This window comes from Arcobacter ellisii (genome assembly GCF_003544915.1).
Lineage (GTDB): Bacteria > Campylobacterota > Campylobacteria > Campylobacterales > Arcobacteraceae > Aliarcobacter > Aliarcobacter ellisii.
In genome coordinates, this window is sequence record NZ_CP032097.1 from 1,933,164 (window position 1) to 1,950,752 (window position 17,589).

A 17,589-nucleotide genomic window follows, 5' to 3' on the forward strand; every position below is an offset into this window, starting at 1 on the left:
ACTCTATTTTTTTAAAATTTTATTTAATTAATTCTTTTACAATCTTAATTAAATAATCAGCAGAATTTTTAGCACTTGATTTTAAAAATTCATCAAAATCAAATCCTGCATCCATATCAGCAGTATCAGAAATAGCTCTTAATATAAAGAATGGAACATTTAAAGCATCACAAACAACAGCAACACTTGCACCTTCCATTTCTAAAGCATCTGCATTAAAAGTAGATTGAATAAAATCTTTTCTTTCAGTTGAATGAACAAACTGATCTCCAGTTGCAATTGTTCCTTCAATCACTTTAAGATTATTTTCATTTGCAACTTTAATTGCAATTTCTCTTAAGCTTTTTGTAGTTTCAACAAAAACTTTTCCACCTGGAACATATCCATTTGGATGACCAAATGCTGTAATATCTAAATCATGTTGGCATAATTTGTCTGCAACAATTAAATCACCAATTTTAAGTTCAGGATTTATTCCACCTGCAACTCCAGAAAATAAAAGTGTATCGCAACCAAATTTTTCTATCATAGTTGCAGCTGTTAAACTTGCAAAAACTTTTCCAATTTTTGAATAGGCAATTACAATTTCTAAACCATTATAATTTACTTCATAATATTTATTGTTCGCAAATTCAACAACATTTACATTTTCAAAATGAGCTAAAAGAGGTTCTATCTCCTCTTCCATTGCTCCCATAATTGCTAATTTAGTCATTTAATTCACCTATTACTGTTTCTAATGTTTTCATATCAGAAACATTTAAAGTTGGTTTTTCTGTGATTTTTTTATTTAAACCTTTTAAAACTATTCCATTTCCAAATTCAATAAATAAATCAACTTTATCTTCGCAAGCTGTAATTGATTGTTTATATTTTACTGGACTTGTAAGTTGAGAAGCTAATAATTCAATTGCTTCATCTTTTGTTGTATAAGCTTGAGTACTTACATTTGAAATCACAGGTAAAAATTCATCTTTTAAAAACTCTTGTAAATAAGGTTTTAAATTCTCAACTGCACTTTTTAATAATTCACAATGAGATGCAACTGACATATCTAAAACAATTGCTCTTTTTGCACCGGCAGATTTAAATACATCAACTAAAGATTCTAAATCAGCTTTAATACCTGCAAGTACAAGTTGACCATCTATATTGTAATTTGCTGGCCATACTTTTTTACCAAGTTCTCTTTGCTCAGCACATACTTTTTCAACTGTTGCATCATCGATTCCAACTAAAGCCATCATACCAGCATTTCCACCAGCACAAGCCTCAGTCATAAATAAACCTCTTTTATGAACTAATTCAACAGCATCTAAATAATTAATAGCACCAGCCGCAACAAGAGCTGAAAATTCTCCTAAAGAGTGACCTAAAACAAATTCAGGTGTAATATTTAATTTTTCTTTAAAAATTGCATTTGCAATAGAACTTACAAGTAAAATTGCAGGTTGAGTAAATTCAGTTTTTCCTAAATTTTCATTTTCTTCAAATAAAAGTTTTTCAAAATCAATACCTAATCTATCACTTGCTTTTGAAATCATATCTTTTGCAATTTCACTATTTTCAAAAAAATCTTTTCCCATTCCAACTGTTTGACTACCTTGTCCTGGAAATATAAAAGCAACTTTTTTCATTTTAAATACCTCTTTATTATATAAGTTTCAAATTTATTAAAATCATTTTTTAAAGTTAAATTTCATAACCCTAAAAAATAATTTTGCCCAAATGTATAAATACATCTGGGCAAAGAAAAAAACTTTTTATATAAAAAAGATTAGTGACAACCACAACCACCGTGAGAATGTCCGTGTCCATGGTCATGACCAGTTCCACAAGAACCTCCACCATGAGAGTGACTTCCGCCACCACAACAACCACCACCCATAGCAGCCATTCCACCAACAACACCTGTTTGAACTTCTTCATCAGTTGCATCTCTTAAAGATAAAATAGAAACTGTAAACATTAATGTTCTACCAGCCATTGGATGATTGTAATCAATTGTTACATCAGAATCAGTAAAAGATTTAACTACAACTTGTACAGTTTCACCATGCTCACCTGTTCCATATAATGACATACCTTCAACTAATTCAATACCAGCAAATTGCTCTTTTGGTAAAGTTTGTACAGCTTCTTCATTATATTCACCATAAGCATCTTTAGCTTCAACTAATACATCTGCTTCTTCATTTGCAGACATTTCTACTAATTTAACTTCTAAACCAGGAATAATTTGTCCTTTTCCAGAAATAAATTCTAATGGCGCTTGACCAACATTTGAATCTAATTGTTCACCTGTTTTTGCATCTTTTAATGTATATTCTATACCTATTACTTTATTTGACATTATTTTTCCTTATTTTATATTATATATTATAACTTAGCTAAATTTTTTTTGGCTACTTTTGCTTCATTTGAATCAGGATAAAGGTCTATTAAAGTAGAGTAAAAACTTTTTGCATTATCTTTATCTTTTATATTTTCAAATGAAATAGCACTATGCAATAATAAAGTTGGCATATAAGCTGCTTTATCATTTAGAATTGCAGACTTTTTAAAATGACTTATTGCAACATCATATTTTTTTCTTATATACCACATTTCACCTAGATAATAATTACTTTCAGCAGGTTTATAATTAACTTCAACTAATTTTTCATATTTAGGTATAGCACTATCATATTTTTTTGCGTCGAAATCTTTTTTTGCTTCAGATAATAATTTTGGCTTATCCTCAGCTGTTAAAGTTTTTTTTATTTCAGCACTACCTTCTACATCAGCAGATTTCTTTTCAGTTGTTTTTGTAGGATTTACTTGTGATGTTTTAACACCCATTGCTTTTTTCAAGGCCTCAAACTCTTCTCTTGTAATAAACTGTTGCATGTTTTTTTCAAGTTCTGTAGAAGAAACATATTCTGAATTTATTTTATTAACTAATGTAGTTAACTTAGTAAGGGCTGTTTTCAGATTATTAACAGTTTCTGCTAATTGAGGATCTGATGATTGATTTGTAGAAGATGTGTTATTGTTAGAAGCTAAATCTGAAGATCCACCGATTTTTTGCATTAATTCATCAACTTTTCTTGAAGTTGAATTTAATTTTGCAGAATCACCTTCATATGTAGATTCTAAGCCTTCTAACCTTCTGTTAATAGACTCCACTAAAGTATTTATATCTCCAATTTTTGAAGATAAATTACTTATATTTGTCTGGTTTTTTAAAATATGTTTTTCTGATGAACTTAGTCCATAAGGACTATCAGAAGAACCACCAGCTCCATAAACCGAAACCTCTTCGGCTACGGTTAATGAAGTTACTACTAATAGAGGTAGAAGATACTTATTCATCAGAATTATTTACTTAATTCGTGTTCAACTCTTCTGTTTTTTGCCCAACAATCTTTAGTTTTTTCAGTACAAACTGGGTTACTTTCACCTAAAGATACTAAAGAAATGTTAGCTGAAACACCGTTTGCAACTAAAACGTCTTTAACTGAGTTAGCTCTTTTTAAACCTAATGCGTAGTTATACTCATCAGTTCCCCATTCGTCTGTGTTACCGAATACTTTTACAGTTGTATCAGCAGTTAATGGTGATAATTTAGAAGCATTTGAAGTAGCTTTTTCTTTGTTTTCAGCAGTTAAATCGTATTTATCAAATCCGAAGTAAACGTGCTCAATTAAAACTTTTTGACCATTGATCATATACCAGTTACCGTTTCCAGCTTTTTCTAATGCAGAAAAGCTTCCATCAGCTAAATTTGTATCAGTAGCTGGAGCAACATCTGCAGTAGCACCGTTATCAACATTCATATCAACATTTTTTTCGCTACAACCAGTAGTGAATAATAATGCTGCAACTAAAACCGAGTAAATACCTAACTTTTTCATATTTTTTCCTTGAAATAAAATTTCCTGAAATAATATTAAATTGAACCTTAATTATTGTTTATATTTTAAAAATCTTATTATCAATTGTAATTTTAAATTAAGAATTTTCCTTGTAATATTAAATTTAGATCAAAATAAAGGAGAAAAAATGGCTAGAATAGGCAATTCAATCATAAAAGGTATTGAAATTAATGAAATCATTAAACTTCTAAATAAAGCATATGCAGATGAGTGGTTAGCATACTATCAGTACTTTATTGAAGCAAAAGTTGTTAAAGGTATTATGAAAGATGCTGCAATTGTTGAATTAACACAACATGCTACAGATGAATTAAGACATGCAAATATGTTAGCAGATAGAATTCTTCAACTAGGAGGAACTCCTTTACTTCATCCGAATGATTGGATAAAAAATACTAATTGTGGTTATGATGCACCAAATAATTTTGATGTAGTTGCAATATTAAAAGATGCTATAAAAGGTGAACAATGTGCAATTAATACATATTCAACAATTGTTGAAATAACAAGAAATAAAGATATTGTTACATATGATATTGTAAGTCAAATATTAGCAGATGAAGTTGAACATGAAGAAGATTTACAAACTCTTCACGATGATATTACAGAATTTATTACAGATTTAAAGAAAAACTTAAATTAAAGTATGGGTAAAACCATACTTTAAAAAATTACCAATCAATAGATTGAATTCTTCCACCTGTTAAAGGGAATAGAAATGATTTGTTATAATTTAATCTAATTATACCAACAGAACTCTCTCCTGCATATGTTTTTATAAATAATAATGTTTCACCATCAGTAGAGAATTTTGGAAATTGATTAACACCACTTGAAGTTAATCTTTTTAAACTATCTGTTTTAGTAGAAACTAAATATAAATTGAAACTTTTTCCACCTAATTCATTATCTGAATCTTTACTACTGTAAACAATATTATTTTCATGTGCCGTAGCTGATGAATTATTATTACTATGATATACTAATCTTTCAACAGCTGTAGAGTTAATCCCTTGAGCAAAAATATTTGGATTTCCTAATCTATCAGATACGAAAACTATTCTTGAACCATTTTCAATAAACTGTCCACCAACATCAATTCCACTATATCTTGTAACTTGACTTTTTTGTCTAGTTCTTGTGTCATATAAGAAAATATCAGGTTGCCCTGTTGGAGAAGCTGTAACTAAAAGTTTAGTACCATCTTCATTTACATCTGAACAAGCTAACATTCCATCAGAATCCATTATTATGTCTTTACTTCTGTTATAAATATTCAACTTTACTAAAGTAGGTTTTTTATAGTTGTAAGAAGTATAATAAATTGTTTTTTGTTCTTTATCAGCCCATTTTGGGAAAATGTTTAAACCACCAGTAACAACAGTTTTTTTATAAGTTAGAGTATAATCTCCAATCATAATATCAGCTTTACCAGCCCCTTTATATGTAGAGAAAACAACAAATTTATCCATCCATGCAATACTTGGTGCTTTGAAAAAATCATTTATTGAAATAGCAGCTTTATGAGCTAAAAATATATATCTATCTTCTTGAGAAGTAGTAAAATTTTTTTCTAAAATTAAAGCTCTTGCACCTACATTATAAAGTTTTGTCATAAGTGTAAAATCACCTGAAGCTTCTTTTTTTGCTGATATATTTAAGTATAATCCAACACCTTGATTAGACAAACTCAAAATATCAGGTATACTATCATAAGCTGTTTGACTATTAACATTTGCTATTTCAAAATGACCACTAACATTTAAGTCATCTGCTATACCTTTTTTTATCTTGTTAAGAGTTTCAACTTCCATTGTGTCAGTTGCAACTGATACTAAGATTTTAGGTACAGAATTTGCTTTTTTAATAATTTCTAAATTTGCATCAACTTCTGCAAAAACTGAACTTAATATCATTGATATTAACAAAAATATTCTAAACATAATTTTATCCTTCTGATTTGAAATCAACATTTATTTTCACTGCTTTACCCTTTGTTGGCTTAGGATAAGCAATATTTTTTTGCTCATTTAAAAAAGCTTCTAGTGATGTATCAAAAGTACTATCACCTGATTTTTTTACGAAACTATAATCAAATCTACCTTCTAAATCAATCATAATTAAAACAACTGCTTTAAGTCCAGAACCAACTGGTACCCAAGCAGATAACATTTCACTAATTTGTGAAAAGTATTCATCTGTTTCAACACCTTTAGCTGCATTAGTACTTTTAGTATTGCTAGCAGTTTTTTCATCTTCTAACAATCTATCAATCTTAATATTTGAAGATTTTTTCTCTTTCTCAAATTTAGACTTAAATCTTTTAGGATCAATTGATTTTTGAATATTATTAACTTCTTCTTTTGTAACTGTTTTAGCAGTTTCTTTAACATTTGCAAATAAAGATTTTAAATCTGGTTTTTTTTCTTGTTGAGCTGAAGTCTGTTTTTCAACAACCTCTTTTTCTTCAATGATTTTTTCAACCTTTCTTTCGACCATTTTCTTTTCTGCTTTTTCTACTATCATATCAAGTTCAATTGAAGTTGAAGTTGGAGTAATATTAATCATATTTTGCTCTGGACTCATAATATAAAAAAGTACAGAAAAGCATAAACAGAGATATAAAGAAAATGCAATTATACCTGAAACTATAAATGAAGAATTATTTTGCATTTATTATCCATCTGTTACTAATGCCACTTTGAAAAAACCAGCCTCTTTTACTGATTTTAAAACAAAAATAATATCATCATATTTTAAACTTTTATCTGCACGTATATAAACGGGTGTATTTTGATCTTTACCATTTACGAATTGTAAAAAACTATCCGCAAAATTTCCTATTTCAACTTTATTTTTATTTAATGTTACGATTCTATCTTTTGTAATAATAATATCAATTTTTTGAACATCTTGTGTTTGTTGAGATCTACTTCCTGTTGGAAGTGTTATTGGCTCTTCAAATTCGATAACTGGAGCAGTTACCATAAGTATTGCTAGTAATACTAGCATAATATCTACTAAAGGAGTAATATTCAGATCTGGTTTTTGATTAAAATCATACACTCTATTACCCTTTAGCAATTAAAATTTGCGATTGTGCCTTAAGAAAAACATTTAATTCATAAACTTTTCTTGTAAGAATTTGATGGAAAGTATAGGCAAAAATTGCCACTAATATACCTGCTGCTGTTGCAACTAACGCTTCACTAATAGCTGGAGCAATTATTGAAAACGCAACTTTTGACTGATTTGCAAATTTTGCAAAAGATTCTAATATACCAACAACTGTACCAAAAAGACCAATGAATGGAGAAGTTGAAGAAATTATTGCCAACCATGATAAACCAGAACTTGCATCTTTCATAATATTAATTTCACAAGCATGTAATAACTCTTTTGAAGTTATATTATTTGAGCATTTATTAAGTGCGGATAATGGTGAAAATCTTGTTTCTCTTGAAGTTAATGCTTCTAATGATTTTTTTTCGTTGTTAATTAGTGTATTAAGAATACCTCTTCTATAAAAGAAAACCCAAAAAGTGATAATTATATATATTGACAATAGTGCTAAAACTATATAAGTTATAGCACTACTATTTGCCAAATAATTTAGTAATGTAGTAATCATGCGCTTTTATGCAAATGAGTTAATTTTTGCTTCAACTGATGCTAAAGAAATATTAGAATCTTTTACAGAGTTAACTAATACCTTTGCAGCCTCAATATTTTTAGCAATTTCAGAATCTTTTCCAGCTGTTAATGCAATAGCTCCATCTGCTAATACATCAACTGATTTTTCATCTACTTTAACATGTCCCCAGTTAATAGCAACAGCTTCAGTAGAGTTTGCTTTTTCAATAACGATAACACCAACAGTTAATGAAGAAACTAATGATGAATGTCCTGGTAGAACACCGAACTCTCCCTCTTTTCCAGGAAGAGTTACAGTTTTCACATCATCATTAAATATTTCTCCATTAGGTGTAACGATTGATAATCTAATTGTATCCATGTTATGCCTTATGGTTTTTTGTTATTTCATTTTCTCAGCTTTAGCTAGAACCTCGTCGATTCCACCAACCATATAGAATGCCATTTCAGGAATGTTGTCATATTTACCATCTAAGATTCCTTTGAATCCAGCAATAGTATCTTTTAATTCAACATATTTACCTGGAGATCCTGTAAATACTTCTGCAACGAAGAATGGTTGAGATAAGAATCTTTCGATTTTTCTAGCTCTTGCAACTACAAGTTTGTCAGCTTCTGATAACTCATCCATACCAAGAATTGCAATAATATCTTGTAAATCTTTATATTTTTGTAATACAGATTGAACACCTCTTGCAACATCATAATGTTCTAAACCGATGATATCAGCACTTAAAATTCTTGAAGTTGAATCTAGTGGATCAACTGCAGGATAAATACCTTTTTCAGCAATTTTTCTATTTAAAACTGTTGTAGCATCTAAGTGAGCAAAAACTGAAGCAGGAGCTGGGTCAGTTAAGTCATCCGCTGGTACGTAAACAGCTTGAACAGAAGTAATAGAACCTTTATTAGTTGAAGTAATTCTTTCTTGTAATTTACCCATTTCTGAAGCAAGTGTTGGTTGGTATCCAACAGCTGAAGGAATTCTTCCTAATAATGCTGACATTTCAGATCCTGATTGTGCAAATCTAAAGATGTTGTCGATAAACATTAAAACGTCTAGACCTTTTTCATCTCTAAAGTACTCAGCCATTGTAAGACCTGTTAATGCAATTCTATTTCTTGCACCTGGTGGTTCACTCATTTGTCCGTAGCATAATGCAACTTTATCAAGAACGTTTGAGTCTTTCATCTCATGGTAAAGGTCATTTCCTTCTCTTGTTCTTTCACCAACACCAGCAAATACAGAGTATCCAGAGTGTTTAAATGCAACGTTGTGGATTAATTCCATAATAATAACTGTTTTTCCAACTCCAGCACCACCGAATAGTCCAACTTTTCCCCCTTTTGAATAAGGAGCTAAAAGGTCAACAACTTTGATACCTGTTTCGAACATTTCAGTTTTTGTTGATTGCTCTTCAAATGAAGGAGCAGATCTGTGAATTGACCATTTTGGTGCATCAGCAGCAATTGCGTCACCTTCGTCAATTGGATCACCAATAACGTTGAAAATTCTTCCTAAAACTGCTTCACCAACAGGAACTTTAATTGGTCCACCAGTAGCGTTACACTCTTGACCTCTAATTAAACCTTCTGTCATGTCCATTGCAATAGTTCTAACTCTACTATCACCAATGTGAGCAGCAACTTCTAATACTAATCTATCTTTATTAGCATCAGCTAATACAACTTCAATAGCTTCGTTAATTTCTGGTAAGTATCCGTCGAACTCTACGTCAACAACAGGACCCATTACCTGAATAATTTTACCTTTCATACGGGCAGCTCCTTTAAATTATTTTAATGCTTCAACACCACTGATAATTTCTATCAGCTCAGTTGTAATTGCAGCTTGTCTAGCTTTATTATATTCAACAGTTAAACTATTAACTTTTTCTTTTGCATTTTTAGTTGCAGCTTCCATTGCTTGCATTCTTGCAGAATGCTCAGCAGCTAAAGAGTCAATTAATGCATAATACATATTGAAATCAATATATTTATCAGTTAATTCATTTAATACTTCTTCATCATCATCTGGTTCAATTTCTAACATTGAATCACTTTTTTTAGCTTCAATATTGTCTAAACCAATTGGTAATAATTCTCTAACTCTAATTTCTTGAGATAGCATATTTAAAAATCCATTGTAAACTAAAACTACTTTATCAGTAACTTCATTTCTGAAATCTTCTACAACAGCATTTATAAAATCTGCAGCTCTATCATAATCAGGAGCAGAACTTAAATCACTTACTTTTTGTTCTAAACTAAACTTTTGGAATGTAAAATATTCAACACCTTTTTTACCAGCTGCTCTCAATCTTACATTAATTCCTTTAGATTTATATTCAGCAATTAATCTACTTACAGTTTTAATTGTTGACATATTAAATCCACCGCAAAGACCTTTATCAGCAGTTACAAAAACAATATCAACTGTTTTTGGATTATCATTGCTAACAAAAGCTCTACTAATGTTTCCACCTTCATGAGCAGTGCTCACTCTAGCAGCAATATCAGAAAGAACATCATTAATTTTCGCTGCATAACTTCTAGCTTGTTCTGACAATTGTCTAGTTCTAGTAAGTTTAGCAGAAGAAACTAGCTTCATAGCTTTTGTTGTCTTCTGAGTATTTTTAACACTACCTATTTTTAATTTTATCTCTTTTAAATTAGCCATTTGCTAATCCTTATTTTGCATTAAATACAGTTTTGAACTCTTCTAATGCAGCTTTTAATTCAGCTTCATTATCATCATCTAATTTTTGTTTAGTTTTGATTGATTCTAAAATATTTGAATATTTTTGCTCAAAGAATGCATGTAATTCATTTTCAAATCTTACAACATCTTTAACTGCGATATCATTTAAATAACCTTTAGTACCTGCATAAATAATAACGATTTGTTTTTCAATAACAAGTGGTTTATTAACACCTTGTTTTAAAACTTCAACCATTCTTTGACCAAGTTCTAATTCTCTTCTTGTTGCTTCATCTAAATCTGATGCAAATTGAGCAAACGCTTCAAGCTCTCTATATTGTGCTAAAGATAATTTTAAAGTACCTGCAACTTGTTTAGTAGCTTTAATTTGAGCAGCTCCTCCAACCCTAGAAACAGATAAACCAACATTAATTGCAGGTCTAATACCTGAGTTAAATAAATTAGTTTCTAAGAAAATTTGTCCATCAGTAATAGAAATTACGTTTGTTGGAATATATGCAGCAACGTCTCCAGCTTGTGTTTCAATGATAGGTAACGCAGTCATAGAACCAGCACCTTTTTCATCTGACATTTTTGCAGCTCTTTCTAATAATCTTGAGTGTAGATAGAATACATCTCCTGGGTAAGCTTCTCTTCCTGGAGGTCTTCTTAAAATTAATGACATTTCTCTATATGCAACTGCATGTTTTGATAAATCATCATAAACGATTAATGCATGTTTACCATTATCTCTGAAGTATTCACCAATTGTAACACCTGTATATGGAGCTAAGAATTGTAATGCAGATGAATCAGCAGCACCAGCATTAACAACAATTGTGTAATCCATTGCACCAGACTCTTCTAAAGTTCTTACAACTGCAGCAACTGAAGATGCTTTTTGTCCAATAGCAACATAAATACAAATAACGTTTTCACCTTTTTGATTTAAAATTGTATCGATTGCAACTGTAGTTTTACCAGTTTGTCTATCACCAATGATAAGCTCTCTTTGCCCTCTTCCAATTGGAACTAATGCATCAATTGCTTTAATACCAGTTGTTAATGGCTCATGTACAGATTTTCTAGCCATAATTCCAGGAGCTTTTTCTTCAACAAATCTATGTTCAGCTGCTGCAATAGGACCTTTACCATCAATTGGCTCACCTAATGCATTTACAACTCTTCCAACCATAGCATCACCAACTGGTGTTTCTAATAATTTTCCAAGTCTTTTACAAGATGTACCTTCTCTTAGACCTTCACCTTTTCCAAGGATAACGATACCAACTGAAGACTCTTCTAAATTTGAAGCAAGACCTCTTTCACCATTTTCAAACTCAACTAGTTCCCCAGCCATAACATTTTTTAATCCGTAAACTTGAGCAATACCATCTGCATAAGAGATAATTTTACCTGTTTCATTTACATCTACACTTAATTCAAAGTTATCAATTCTTTCTTTTATTATAGAACTGATTTCATCAGCTTGAATTTTTGCACCCATTCAATTTCTCCTTTATAAGTTCTAAACTGCTTTTAAAATATGATCAATTAACTGTGATTTTAATCTATCTTTTGAAAAAGATATTTCAACCCCAAGTCCGTCAATATCTACTTTAATACCATCATAGTCACAAACATTTTGCGATAATGATAATTTAACATCAAATTTTTTACTAAATTGTTCTTCTATTGAAGATACATAATCGCTTGATAATTCCTGATTAGTATAAACAACACCTACATAACTATTATTATTTTTTGCAAGTTGAGCACTTAACTCTGCTGCAATATATGGTAATAAAGTTAATCTTCTTTTTTCACCTAAAATTTTAATAAAATTGCTTAAAGCATTATCTATACCATCAACAAACGAAGTTACTAAATTAACTTTTACAGTTGATGAAATTTCTGGTGAAGAAATAATAGAATTAAATTTTTCATCAGCAAATGCTGTTGAAATTTCATTTAACTTATCACTAATAGTATTTATAGTAAGGCTATCTCTACCATCAATTAAAGCTTTTACATATCTTTTTGCTACTAAATCTTTCATTACGCTACCTTCTTAAGAACAATATTTGCTAACTCACTTTGAGTTAATTGAATATTTTCAGAACTTAATAGCTCTTCAAGAACCTCAGTAACAACTTTTCTTTTAGCTTTTGATGTTTCTACTTTCATCATTTCATCTAAATTTTTATTTAGATTAGCGATATCTGCATCAACAGCAGTTGCAACTTTTTGTTTAACTGAATCAATATCAGCTTTTGCACCTTCAATAATTTCAGTAGCAAGTTTTTTTGCTTCTTCAAGTTTTTTTTGTGCATCTGAAACTTTATCTTGAGAAGCTTTTAAAGTCTCTTGAACTTTGTCAAGTTCTGCTTGAATAGATAAAGTTCTATTGGCAAAAAATGCTTTAATTTTATCAGCAAGTAAATACCATAAAATTCCAGCAAATATAATAAAGTTAACGGTTCTTTGTACTATATCAGTTTCTACCGCACCTTCGCTTGCAAATAATGCAACAGGAGCTAAAGCTAACCCAAGTAATAAAATTCTTTTCATATTCTCTAATCCCCTTATTAAATAGAGCTAAGCTTAGCTTTTAGGCTCTCATTAAATTGAGGCATTGAAGATACTAAAGAATCTCTTAGAGCTTTAGTCTCATCTTGTAAGTTTTTAGCAAACTCCGCAGATTTTGCTTCTAAATTAGATTTAGCACTTGCAAGTTTTGCATCAGCACTATCCTTTGCTTCCTTATAAGCTTGTTCTCTAATTGCAGCTGCTTCTTTTTTAGCTTTAGAAATGATTTCATTTGCTTCTGCTAATAAACCATCAACATCAGCACCATTTGATTTCGCATCTTCTAAATCTTTTTTTATAGAAGCTGTTCTATCATCCATGTGCTTTAATAATGGCTTGAAAAGACAACTGTTTAGTCTAGCAACAACTAAAAGAAAGATGATACCAGAGCTAAGCAATAATACAGGACTTATGTCTAACATTCATTCCTCCATATTTTTTACAGTTTAGTTTAACTAAAACTCAAATATTTTAGCAAAACTAAGTATAAAAATATATTAAATGAAAAAATTAGATTGTAAATTTTTAGATTTTGTTACAATTGTATATTAAAGTAACTAGATATTTTGTCGATTTCTTCTTGAGAATTAAATTCAATTTTAAAATAGTTTTTTTCTACTTTAACTTTCAGATTATTCTCTTGTAATTTCGTCATTAGATTTTTTAAAGGAGCTACGTTATAATCAACAGAACTCTTCTCTTTTTTAGGTTTATCGCTATTTTTTTCTTTCAATTCTTTAACTAATTTTTCTGTTTCTCTAACTGAAAGTTTTTGACCAACAATTGAATCAGCAACCATTTTTTGTTCATCAGAACTTAATCCAAGCATAACTTTTGCATGTCCTGCACTAATTTTGTCCGTTGCTAAAAATTGTTGTACATATGAGTTTAATTGTAACAGTCTTAATGTATTTGTAATAGAAGTTCTACTTTTAAACACTTTTTTTGATAGCTCTTCATGAGTAATGTTATGTTCATTTAGTAACTGTGCGTAACAGTATGCTAATTCAATAATATTTAAGTCATCTCTTTGAATATTTTCAATTAAAGCTAATTCTCTTAATTTTAATTCGTCAGCATCAACAATAATTGCTTTTATTTGATCAATTTTTGCAAGTTTATGAGCTCTTAATCTTCTCTCTCCTGCAATTAAAGTGTAACTATTATCTTCATTTTCTACTACAACTATTGGTTGCAATAATCCATGTTCTTTAATTGATTCACTTAATTCACTTAATTTTTCTTCATCAAATATTTTTCTTGGTTGATTAGGATTAGCTTTAATTAACGAAACATCTAGTTTTCTTACACCCGATTTATTATTTCCTGTTGAATTTTCATAAGCAGATTCAACTTCACCTAATAATTCCCCTAATCCTCTTCCTAATGCCATACTATATCCTATAAAATAAAATTATCCTGCAATTGCTCTTGCTAAATTTGTATAAGCTTTTGTTCCACTTGAATTTGTATCATAAAGCATAATTGGTTTACCAAAACTTGGACTTTCTGCTAATTTTACATTTCTTGGAATAACTACATATGAATTATCATCAACTTTAAATAATTTATTTTCAAAATGTTGTGCTAAATCTGCAAATACTTGTTTTGAAAGATTATTTTGTGCACTATACATTGTAGGTAAAAAACCTCTAATTTGTAAAGATTGATTTATTGTTTGTTTTACTAATTTTATAGTATTTAATAACTGTGCTAAACCTTCTAGTGCAAAAAACTCACATTGAATTGGAATTAATACTGATGATGATGCACTTAAAGTATTTATTGTGATTGGTCCAAGTGCTGGAGGCGAATCTATTATAATATAATCAAAATCTTTTTTTATTGGATCAATTTTTCTTTTTAATACTAATTCTCTCTCTTTAGTATTTTTATAGAACTCTTTTTCTATACCTACAAGTCCAATATTTGAAGGTGCAACTTTTAGATTCTCAATCTCTGAATCTAAAATAATTTCACTTAATTCTTTTGTTCCTAACATTACATGATAAATGTTATATTCATAAGTATCTCTATGAAATCCTAAAGATGTAGTTGCATTTGCTTGAGGATCTGCATCAATTAATAAGACTTTTTTACCTTCTAAGGCAAGTGCTGCGCTTAAGTTTACAGCTGTAGTAGTTTTACCTACTCCACCTTTTTGATTAGCTATTGAAATAATTTCTGTCATCTTAAACTAAATACCTTTTTATTGTTTACTTGAATTGAACCATCTTCATTTAATATCGCGTGTTCTAATGAAACTTTTTGATTATCTATGGTCGTTTGGAACTTTTTGCTAAGTTGAAATTCTATCTTAAAATCACTAAATATTTGCTTCCATGAAATCTTTTTTTCTAACTCTAAAAAATAATTTTGTAACAAATTATCTATATCTACTTTTATATCGAGTTTTCCAAAATCTTCTTCTACTTCTAACAAATTTAACCCTATTCCACAATAGACTAAATTCTTTGACATATTAGTAATTGTTCCACCAATTTTTTTATTATTAATATAAAAATCATTTGGCCATTTAATCCATACATTAGAACCTAAATTTTTTAAAATAGATTTTAATATATATGAAACATAAATGGAAATTGTTTGTAGAGGCAAATCCTCTGGTAGTTCATCTATTGAAATAACAAAAGAGAAAAAAAGGTTACCTTTTTTCCCAGTCCAAGAATTTCCACGACTTCCTATTCCATTTGTTTGATAATCAGTTACAATACATAATGGTTCAACATAACCATTAGTTTGAATATATTCTTTTAAATATGTGTGAGTTGAATTAACTTCATTTAATCTTATAATTTTCATTTTTCGATTATACATAATTAAAATAGAAGATTTTATTAATTATAATCTTTGCAAAAAAAGGTGTTAGTTTATTATGTTAGATCCCGTTTTACCTATTGCAATATATTTAGCTATAGGATATTTATTTAAAGTATTTTTGCATGATAATTCGAAACAATTAATAGAATTTATCATCTACTTTTCACTTCCCTCAATTGTTTTTTCAAAAATTTATCCTTTAATTCTTGACCAAAGAATTGTTGGATTAATTTTAATGTTTATGTGTTTTATTTTATTCAACCTAACATTAGCATATCTTGTAGGTAAATTAATGAGATTAAATAGAACATATTTTGCTACATTTATGATTATGGCAACATTTGGGAATACATCATTTATAGGATTTTCATATATAGATGCATTTTATGGACAAGATTATATTGTGTATGGACTAATTTATGATATTTTTGGTTCATTTCTACTTTTAGTTTCAGTTGGTATGTTTATTATTACGTGGGGAAATGGCAAAAAAAACAGTGTGAAATCTATTTCAAAATCAATTTTCTTATTCCCACCTGCAATTATGTTTTTTGTTACACTTGTTGCAAAAAATTTTGAAATACCAAACTTTTTATTGTTGACTACTCAAACACTTGGTTCAACTTTAGTGCCACTTGCTATGATTGCTATTGGTATGAAATTAGAACTAAAGAATATTTTTGCAAGATTACATATAGTTTCAGTTGCAATGATTTTAAAAATGATTGTTGTGCCAATAATTATATTAATTGGATTCAAATACTTCTATGGAATAGACCAAACTTGGGTAAAAGTAACTATAATTGAAGTTGCAATGCCACCTATGACTATGGCAACAGTTTTAGCTATAAAAGGTGGTTTAGATGAGAAAATTGCAATTAATTCTCTTGTATTAGGTGTTTTATTAAGTCTATTTACAATAACAATGTATACTACATATTTAGCGTAATTTTTTACGCTAGATTTATAGTAAAATATTCCCTACTTCAAGTCTTTGCCCTCTTATAAAATCAACTGAACTAATAGCTTTTTTTGAAGGAGCTTGTAAAGTTTTTATTTTTAAACTTCCTTTTTTACATCCAATAACAATAAAATCTTTAGAGATTTCTAAAATTTCTCCCTCTTTATTTATTGAATTTTCTTCAACTAATTCAATATCTTTTAATTTTAGCTCTGACTCTAAAAAAATACCTGGCCAATAAGAGTATGCTTTATATTTTAAATATAATTTTTTTGCATCTAAAAAATTTACTAAACCATCTTCTTTTTTAATTTTTTTGCAAAAACTAACTTCTGCTTCATTTTGTTTTATAGGTTTTATATTTTCAAAATTATCTAACGTAGTTATTGTTAAAGTTGCTGCAATAATTGATAATTTTTCAAAAGCTTCTGATACTTCCATAGTTGAAGTTATTTTTAAATATTGTAAACCTAAAATATCTCCACTATCAAGACCTTCTTCCATAAGCATTGATGTAACACCTGTAAAATAATCATCATTTAATAATGATTCTTGAATAGGACTAGCACCTCTATATTTTGGTAAAAGTGAGGCATGAAGGTTTATACAAGGGGCGATATCTAAAATCTCTTTTGGTAAAATCTGTCCATAAGCAGCAACTATTATAAAATCAGGTTTTAAATCTTCTATTTGTTTTTTAGCTTCTTCATTTCCTCTTAATTTAATAGGTTGAAAAATTGGAAGATTTAGATTTTCATCTAAACAATATTGTTTTATATGAGGAGGAGTCAAAACTTGTTTTCGCCCAACTGGTTTATCAGGTTGAGTAAATAATCCTATTACTTCATATTTGCTATTTATTAACTCTTTAAATATTGTCGTAGCATAATCTGGTGTTCCCATAAATAGAATTCTTTTACTCAAAA

22 protein-coding genes are annotated in these 17,589 nt (G+C 29.2%); 2 read left to right on the plus strand and 20 right to left on the minus strand.

Annotation, left to right across the window (positions count from 1 at the left end; genetic code table 11):
- Nucleotides 1–19: 19 nt before the first annotated feature.
- The 5 genes from AELL_RS09805 to AELL_RS09825 form a co-directional block, all read right to left on the minus strand.
- Complete coding sequence (locus AELL_RS09805; protein WP_118917790.1) at nt 20–715, minus strand: 5'-methylthioadenosine/adenosylhomocysteine nucleosidase; 696 nt, start codon at nt 713–715, stop codon at nt 20–22.
- Entirely contained in the window at nt 708–1,637 is a 930-nt protein-coding gene (gene fabD, locus AELL_RS09810; RefSeq protein ID WP_118917791.1) for an ACP S-malonyltransferase, read from the minus strand. Before fabD ends, AELL_RS09805 begins: the two co-directional genes overlap by 8 nt.
- Nucleotides 1,638–1,777: 140 nt before the next feature.
- Nucleotides 1,778–2,353 carry an FKBP-type peptidyl-prolyl cis-trans isomerase gene (locus tag AELL_RS09815; RefSeq protein WP_118917792.1) on the minus strand — a complete coding sequence of 192 codons (576 nt, stop codon included), beginning with the start codon at nt 2,351–2,353 and terminating at the stop codon, nt 1,778–1,780.
- Between the two features lie 26 nt (nt 2,354–2,379).
- The gene (locus tag AELL_RS09820) at nt 2,380–3,354 is read right to left on the minus strand and encodes a tetratricopeptide repeat protein (protein ID WP_118917793.1); all 975 of its coding nucleotides are present in this window, start codon (nt 3,352–3,354) and stop codon (nt 2,380–2,382) included.
- Nucleotides 3,355–3,359: 5 nt separating this feature from the next.
- Entirely contained in the window at nt 3,360–3,896 is a 537-nt protein-coding gene (locus AELL_RS09825; RefSeq protein WP_118917794.1) for an OmpA family protein, read from the minus strand.
- Between the two features lie 148 nt (nt 3,897–4,044).
- Between AELL_RS09825 and AELL_RS09830 the strand changes: the two genes are divergently transcribed.
- A complete protein-coding gene (locus AELL_RS09830) occupies nt 4,045–4,560 on the plus strand; it encodes a ferritin-like domain-containing protein (RefSeq protein WP_118917795.1) in 516 nt (171 codons plus the stop codon).
- Between the two features lie 28 nt (nt 4,561–4,588).
- Here the strand turns inward: AELL_RS09830 and tolB are convergent, their stop codons facing one another.
- The 14 genes from tolB to AELL_RS09900 form a co-directional block, all read right to left on the minus strand.
- Nucleotides 4,589–5,860 (minus strand): Tol-Pal system protein TolB, encoded by a 1,272-nt coding sequence (gene tolB, locus AELL_RS09835; RefSeq protein ID WP_118917796.1) that lies wholly within the window; start codon nt 5,858–5,860, stop codon nt 4,589–4,591.
- A 4-nt stretch (nt 5,861–5,864) separates the two neighbouring features.
- Nucleotides 5,865–6,590 (minus strand): TonB C-terminal domain-containing protein, encoded by a 726-nt coding sequence (locus tag AELL_RS09840; protein ID WP_118917797.1) that lies wholly within the window; start codon nt 6,588–6,590, stop codon nt 5,865–5,867.
- 3 nt (nt 6,591–6,593) lie between these two features.
- Nucleotides 6,594–6,983, minus strand: a complete 390-nt coding sequence (locus AELL_RS09845) for a biopolymer transporter ExbD (RefSeq protein WP_118917798.1) — start codon at nt 6,981–6,983, stop codon at nt 6,594–6,596.
- 4 nt (nt 6,984–6,987) lie between these two features.
- Nucleotides 6,988–7,548: a MotA/TolQ/ExbB proton channel family protein gene (locus AELL_RS09850; protein ID WP_118917799.1), complete on the minus strand. Its 561-nt coding sequence runs from the start codon at nt 7,546–7,548 to the stop codon at nt 6,988–6,990.
- A 6-nt stretch (nt 7,549–7,554) separates the two neighbouring features.
- Nucleotides 7,555–7,932: an ATP synthase F1 subunit epsilon gene (gene atpC / locus AELL_RS09855; RefSeq protein ID WP_118917800.1), complete on the minus strand. Its 378-nt coding sequence runs from the start codon at nt 7,930–7,932 to the stop codon at nt 7,555–7,557.
- A 21-nt stretch (nt 7,933–7,953) separates the two neighbouring features.
- Nucleotides 7,954–9,348: a F0F1 ATP synthase subunit beta gene (atpD, locus tag AELL_RS09860; protein ID WP_118917801.1), complete on the minus strand. Its 1,395-nt coding sequence runs from the start codon at nt 9,346–9,348 to the stop codon at nt 7,954–7,956.
- Between the two features lie 18 nt (nt 9,349–9,366).
- A complete protein-coding gene (gene atpG / locus AELL_RS09865; RefSeq protein ID WP_118917802.1) occupies nt 9,367–10,251 on the minus strand; it encodes an ATP synthase F1 subunit gamma in 885 nt (294 codons plus the stop codon).
- Nucleotides 10,252–10,261: 10 nt separating this feature from the next.
- Nucleotides 10,262–11,779 carry a F0F1 ATP synthase subunit alpha gene (gene atpA / locus AELL_RS09870; RefSeq protein ID WP_118917803.1) on the minus strand — a complete coding sequence of 506 codons (1,518 nt, stop codon included), beginning with the start codon at nt 11,777–11,779 and terminating at the stop codon, nt 10,262–10,264.
- A 21-nt stretch (nt 11,780–11,800) separates the two neighbouring features.
- Entirely contained in the window at nt 11,801–12,331 is a 531-nt protein-coding gene (locus tag AELL_RS09875; RefSeq protein ID WP_118917804.1) for a F0F1 ATP synthase subunit delta, read from the minus strand.
- The gene (locus AELL_RS09880) at nt 12,331–12,843 is read right to left on the minus strand and encodes a F0F1 ATP synthase subunit B (protein ID WP_118917805.1); all 513 of its coding nucleotides are present in this window, start codon (nt 12,841–12,843) and stop codon (nt 12,331–12,333) included. The genes AELL_RS09875 and AELL_RS09880 overlap by 1 nt, the downstream gene beginning before the upstream one ends.
- Before the next feature lie 17 nt (nt 12,844–12,860).
- A complete protein-coding gene (locus AELL_RS09885) occupies nt 12,861–13,283 on the minus strand; it encodes a F0F1 ATP synthase subunit B family protein (RefSeq protein ID WP_118917806.1) in 423 nt (140 codons plus the stop codon).
- Nucleotides 13,284–13,396: 113 nt separating this feature from the next.
- On the minus strand, nt 13,397–14,254 hold the full coding sequence (locus AELL_RS09890) for a ParB/RepB/Spo0J family partition protein (protein WP_118917807.1): 858 nt from the start codon (nt 14,252–14,254) through the stop codon (nt 13,397–13,399).
- Nucleotides 14,255–14,275: 21 nt separating this feature from the next.
- Complete coding sequence (locus AELL_RS09895) at nt 14,276–15,052, minus strand: ParA family protein (RefSeq protein WP_118917808.1); 777 nt, start codon at nt 15,050–15,052, stop codon at nt 14,276–14,278.
- Nucleotides 15,049–15,684, minus strand: coding sequence for a biotin--[acetyl-CoA-carboxylase] ligase (locus AELL_RS09900; RefSeq protein WP_118918649.1), 636 nt, complete (start codon nt 15,682–15,684; stop codon nt 15,049–15,051). Before AELL_RS09900 ends, AELL_RS09895 begins: the two co-directional genes overlap by 4 nt.
- Nucleotides 15,685–15,757: 73 nt before the next feature.
- Here AELL_RS09900 and AELL_RS09905 point away from each other — a divergent pair, with 73 nt between their 5' ends.
- Nucleotides 15,758–16,651, plus strand: coding sequence for an AEC family transporter (locus AELL_RS09905; protein WP_118917809.1), 894 nt, complete (start codon nt 15,758–15,760; stop codon nt 16,649–16,651).
- A gap of 15 nt (nt 16,652–16,666) precedes the next feature.
- On the opposite strand, the gene fmt is transcribed toward AELL_RS09905, so the two are convergent.
- Nucleotides 16,667–17,587, minus strand: a complete 921-nt coding sequence (gene fmt / locus AELL_RS09910) for a methionyl-tRNA formyltransferase (RefSeq protein WP_118917810.1) — start codon at nt 17,585–17,587, stop codon at nt 16,667–16,669.
- Nucleotides 17,588–17,589 lie beyond the last annotated feature (2 nt).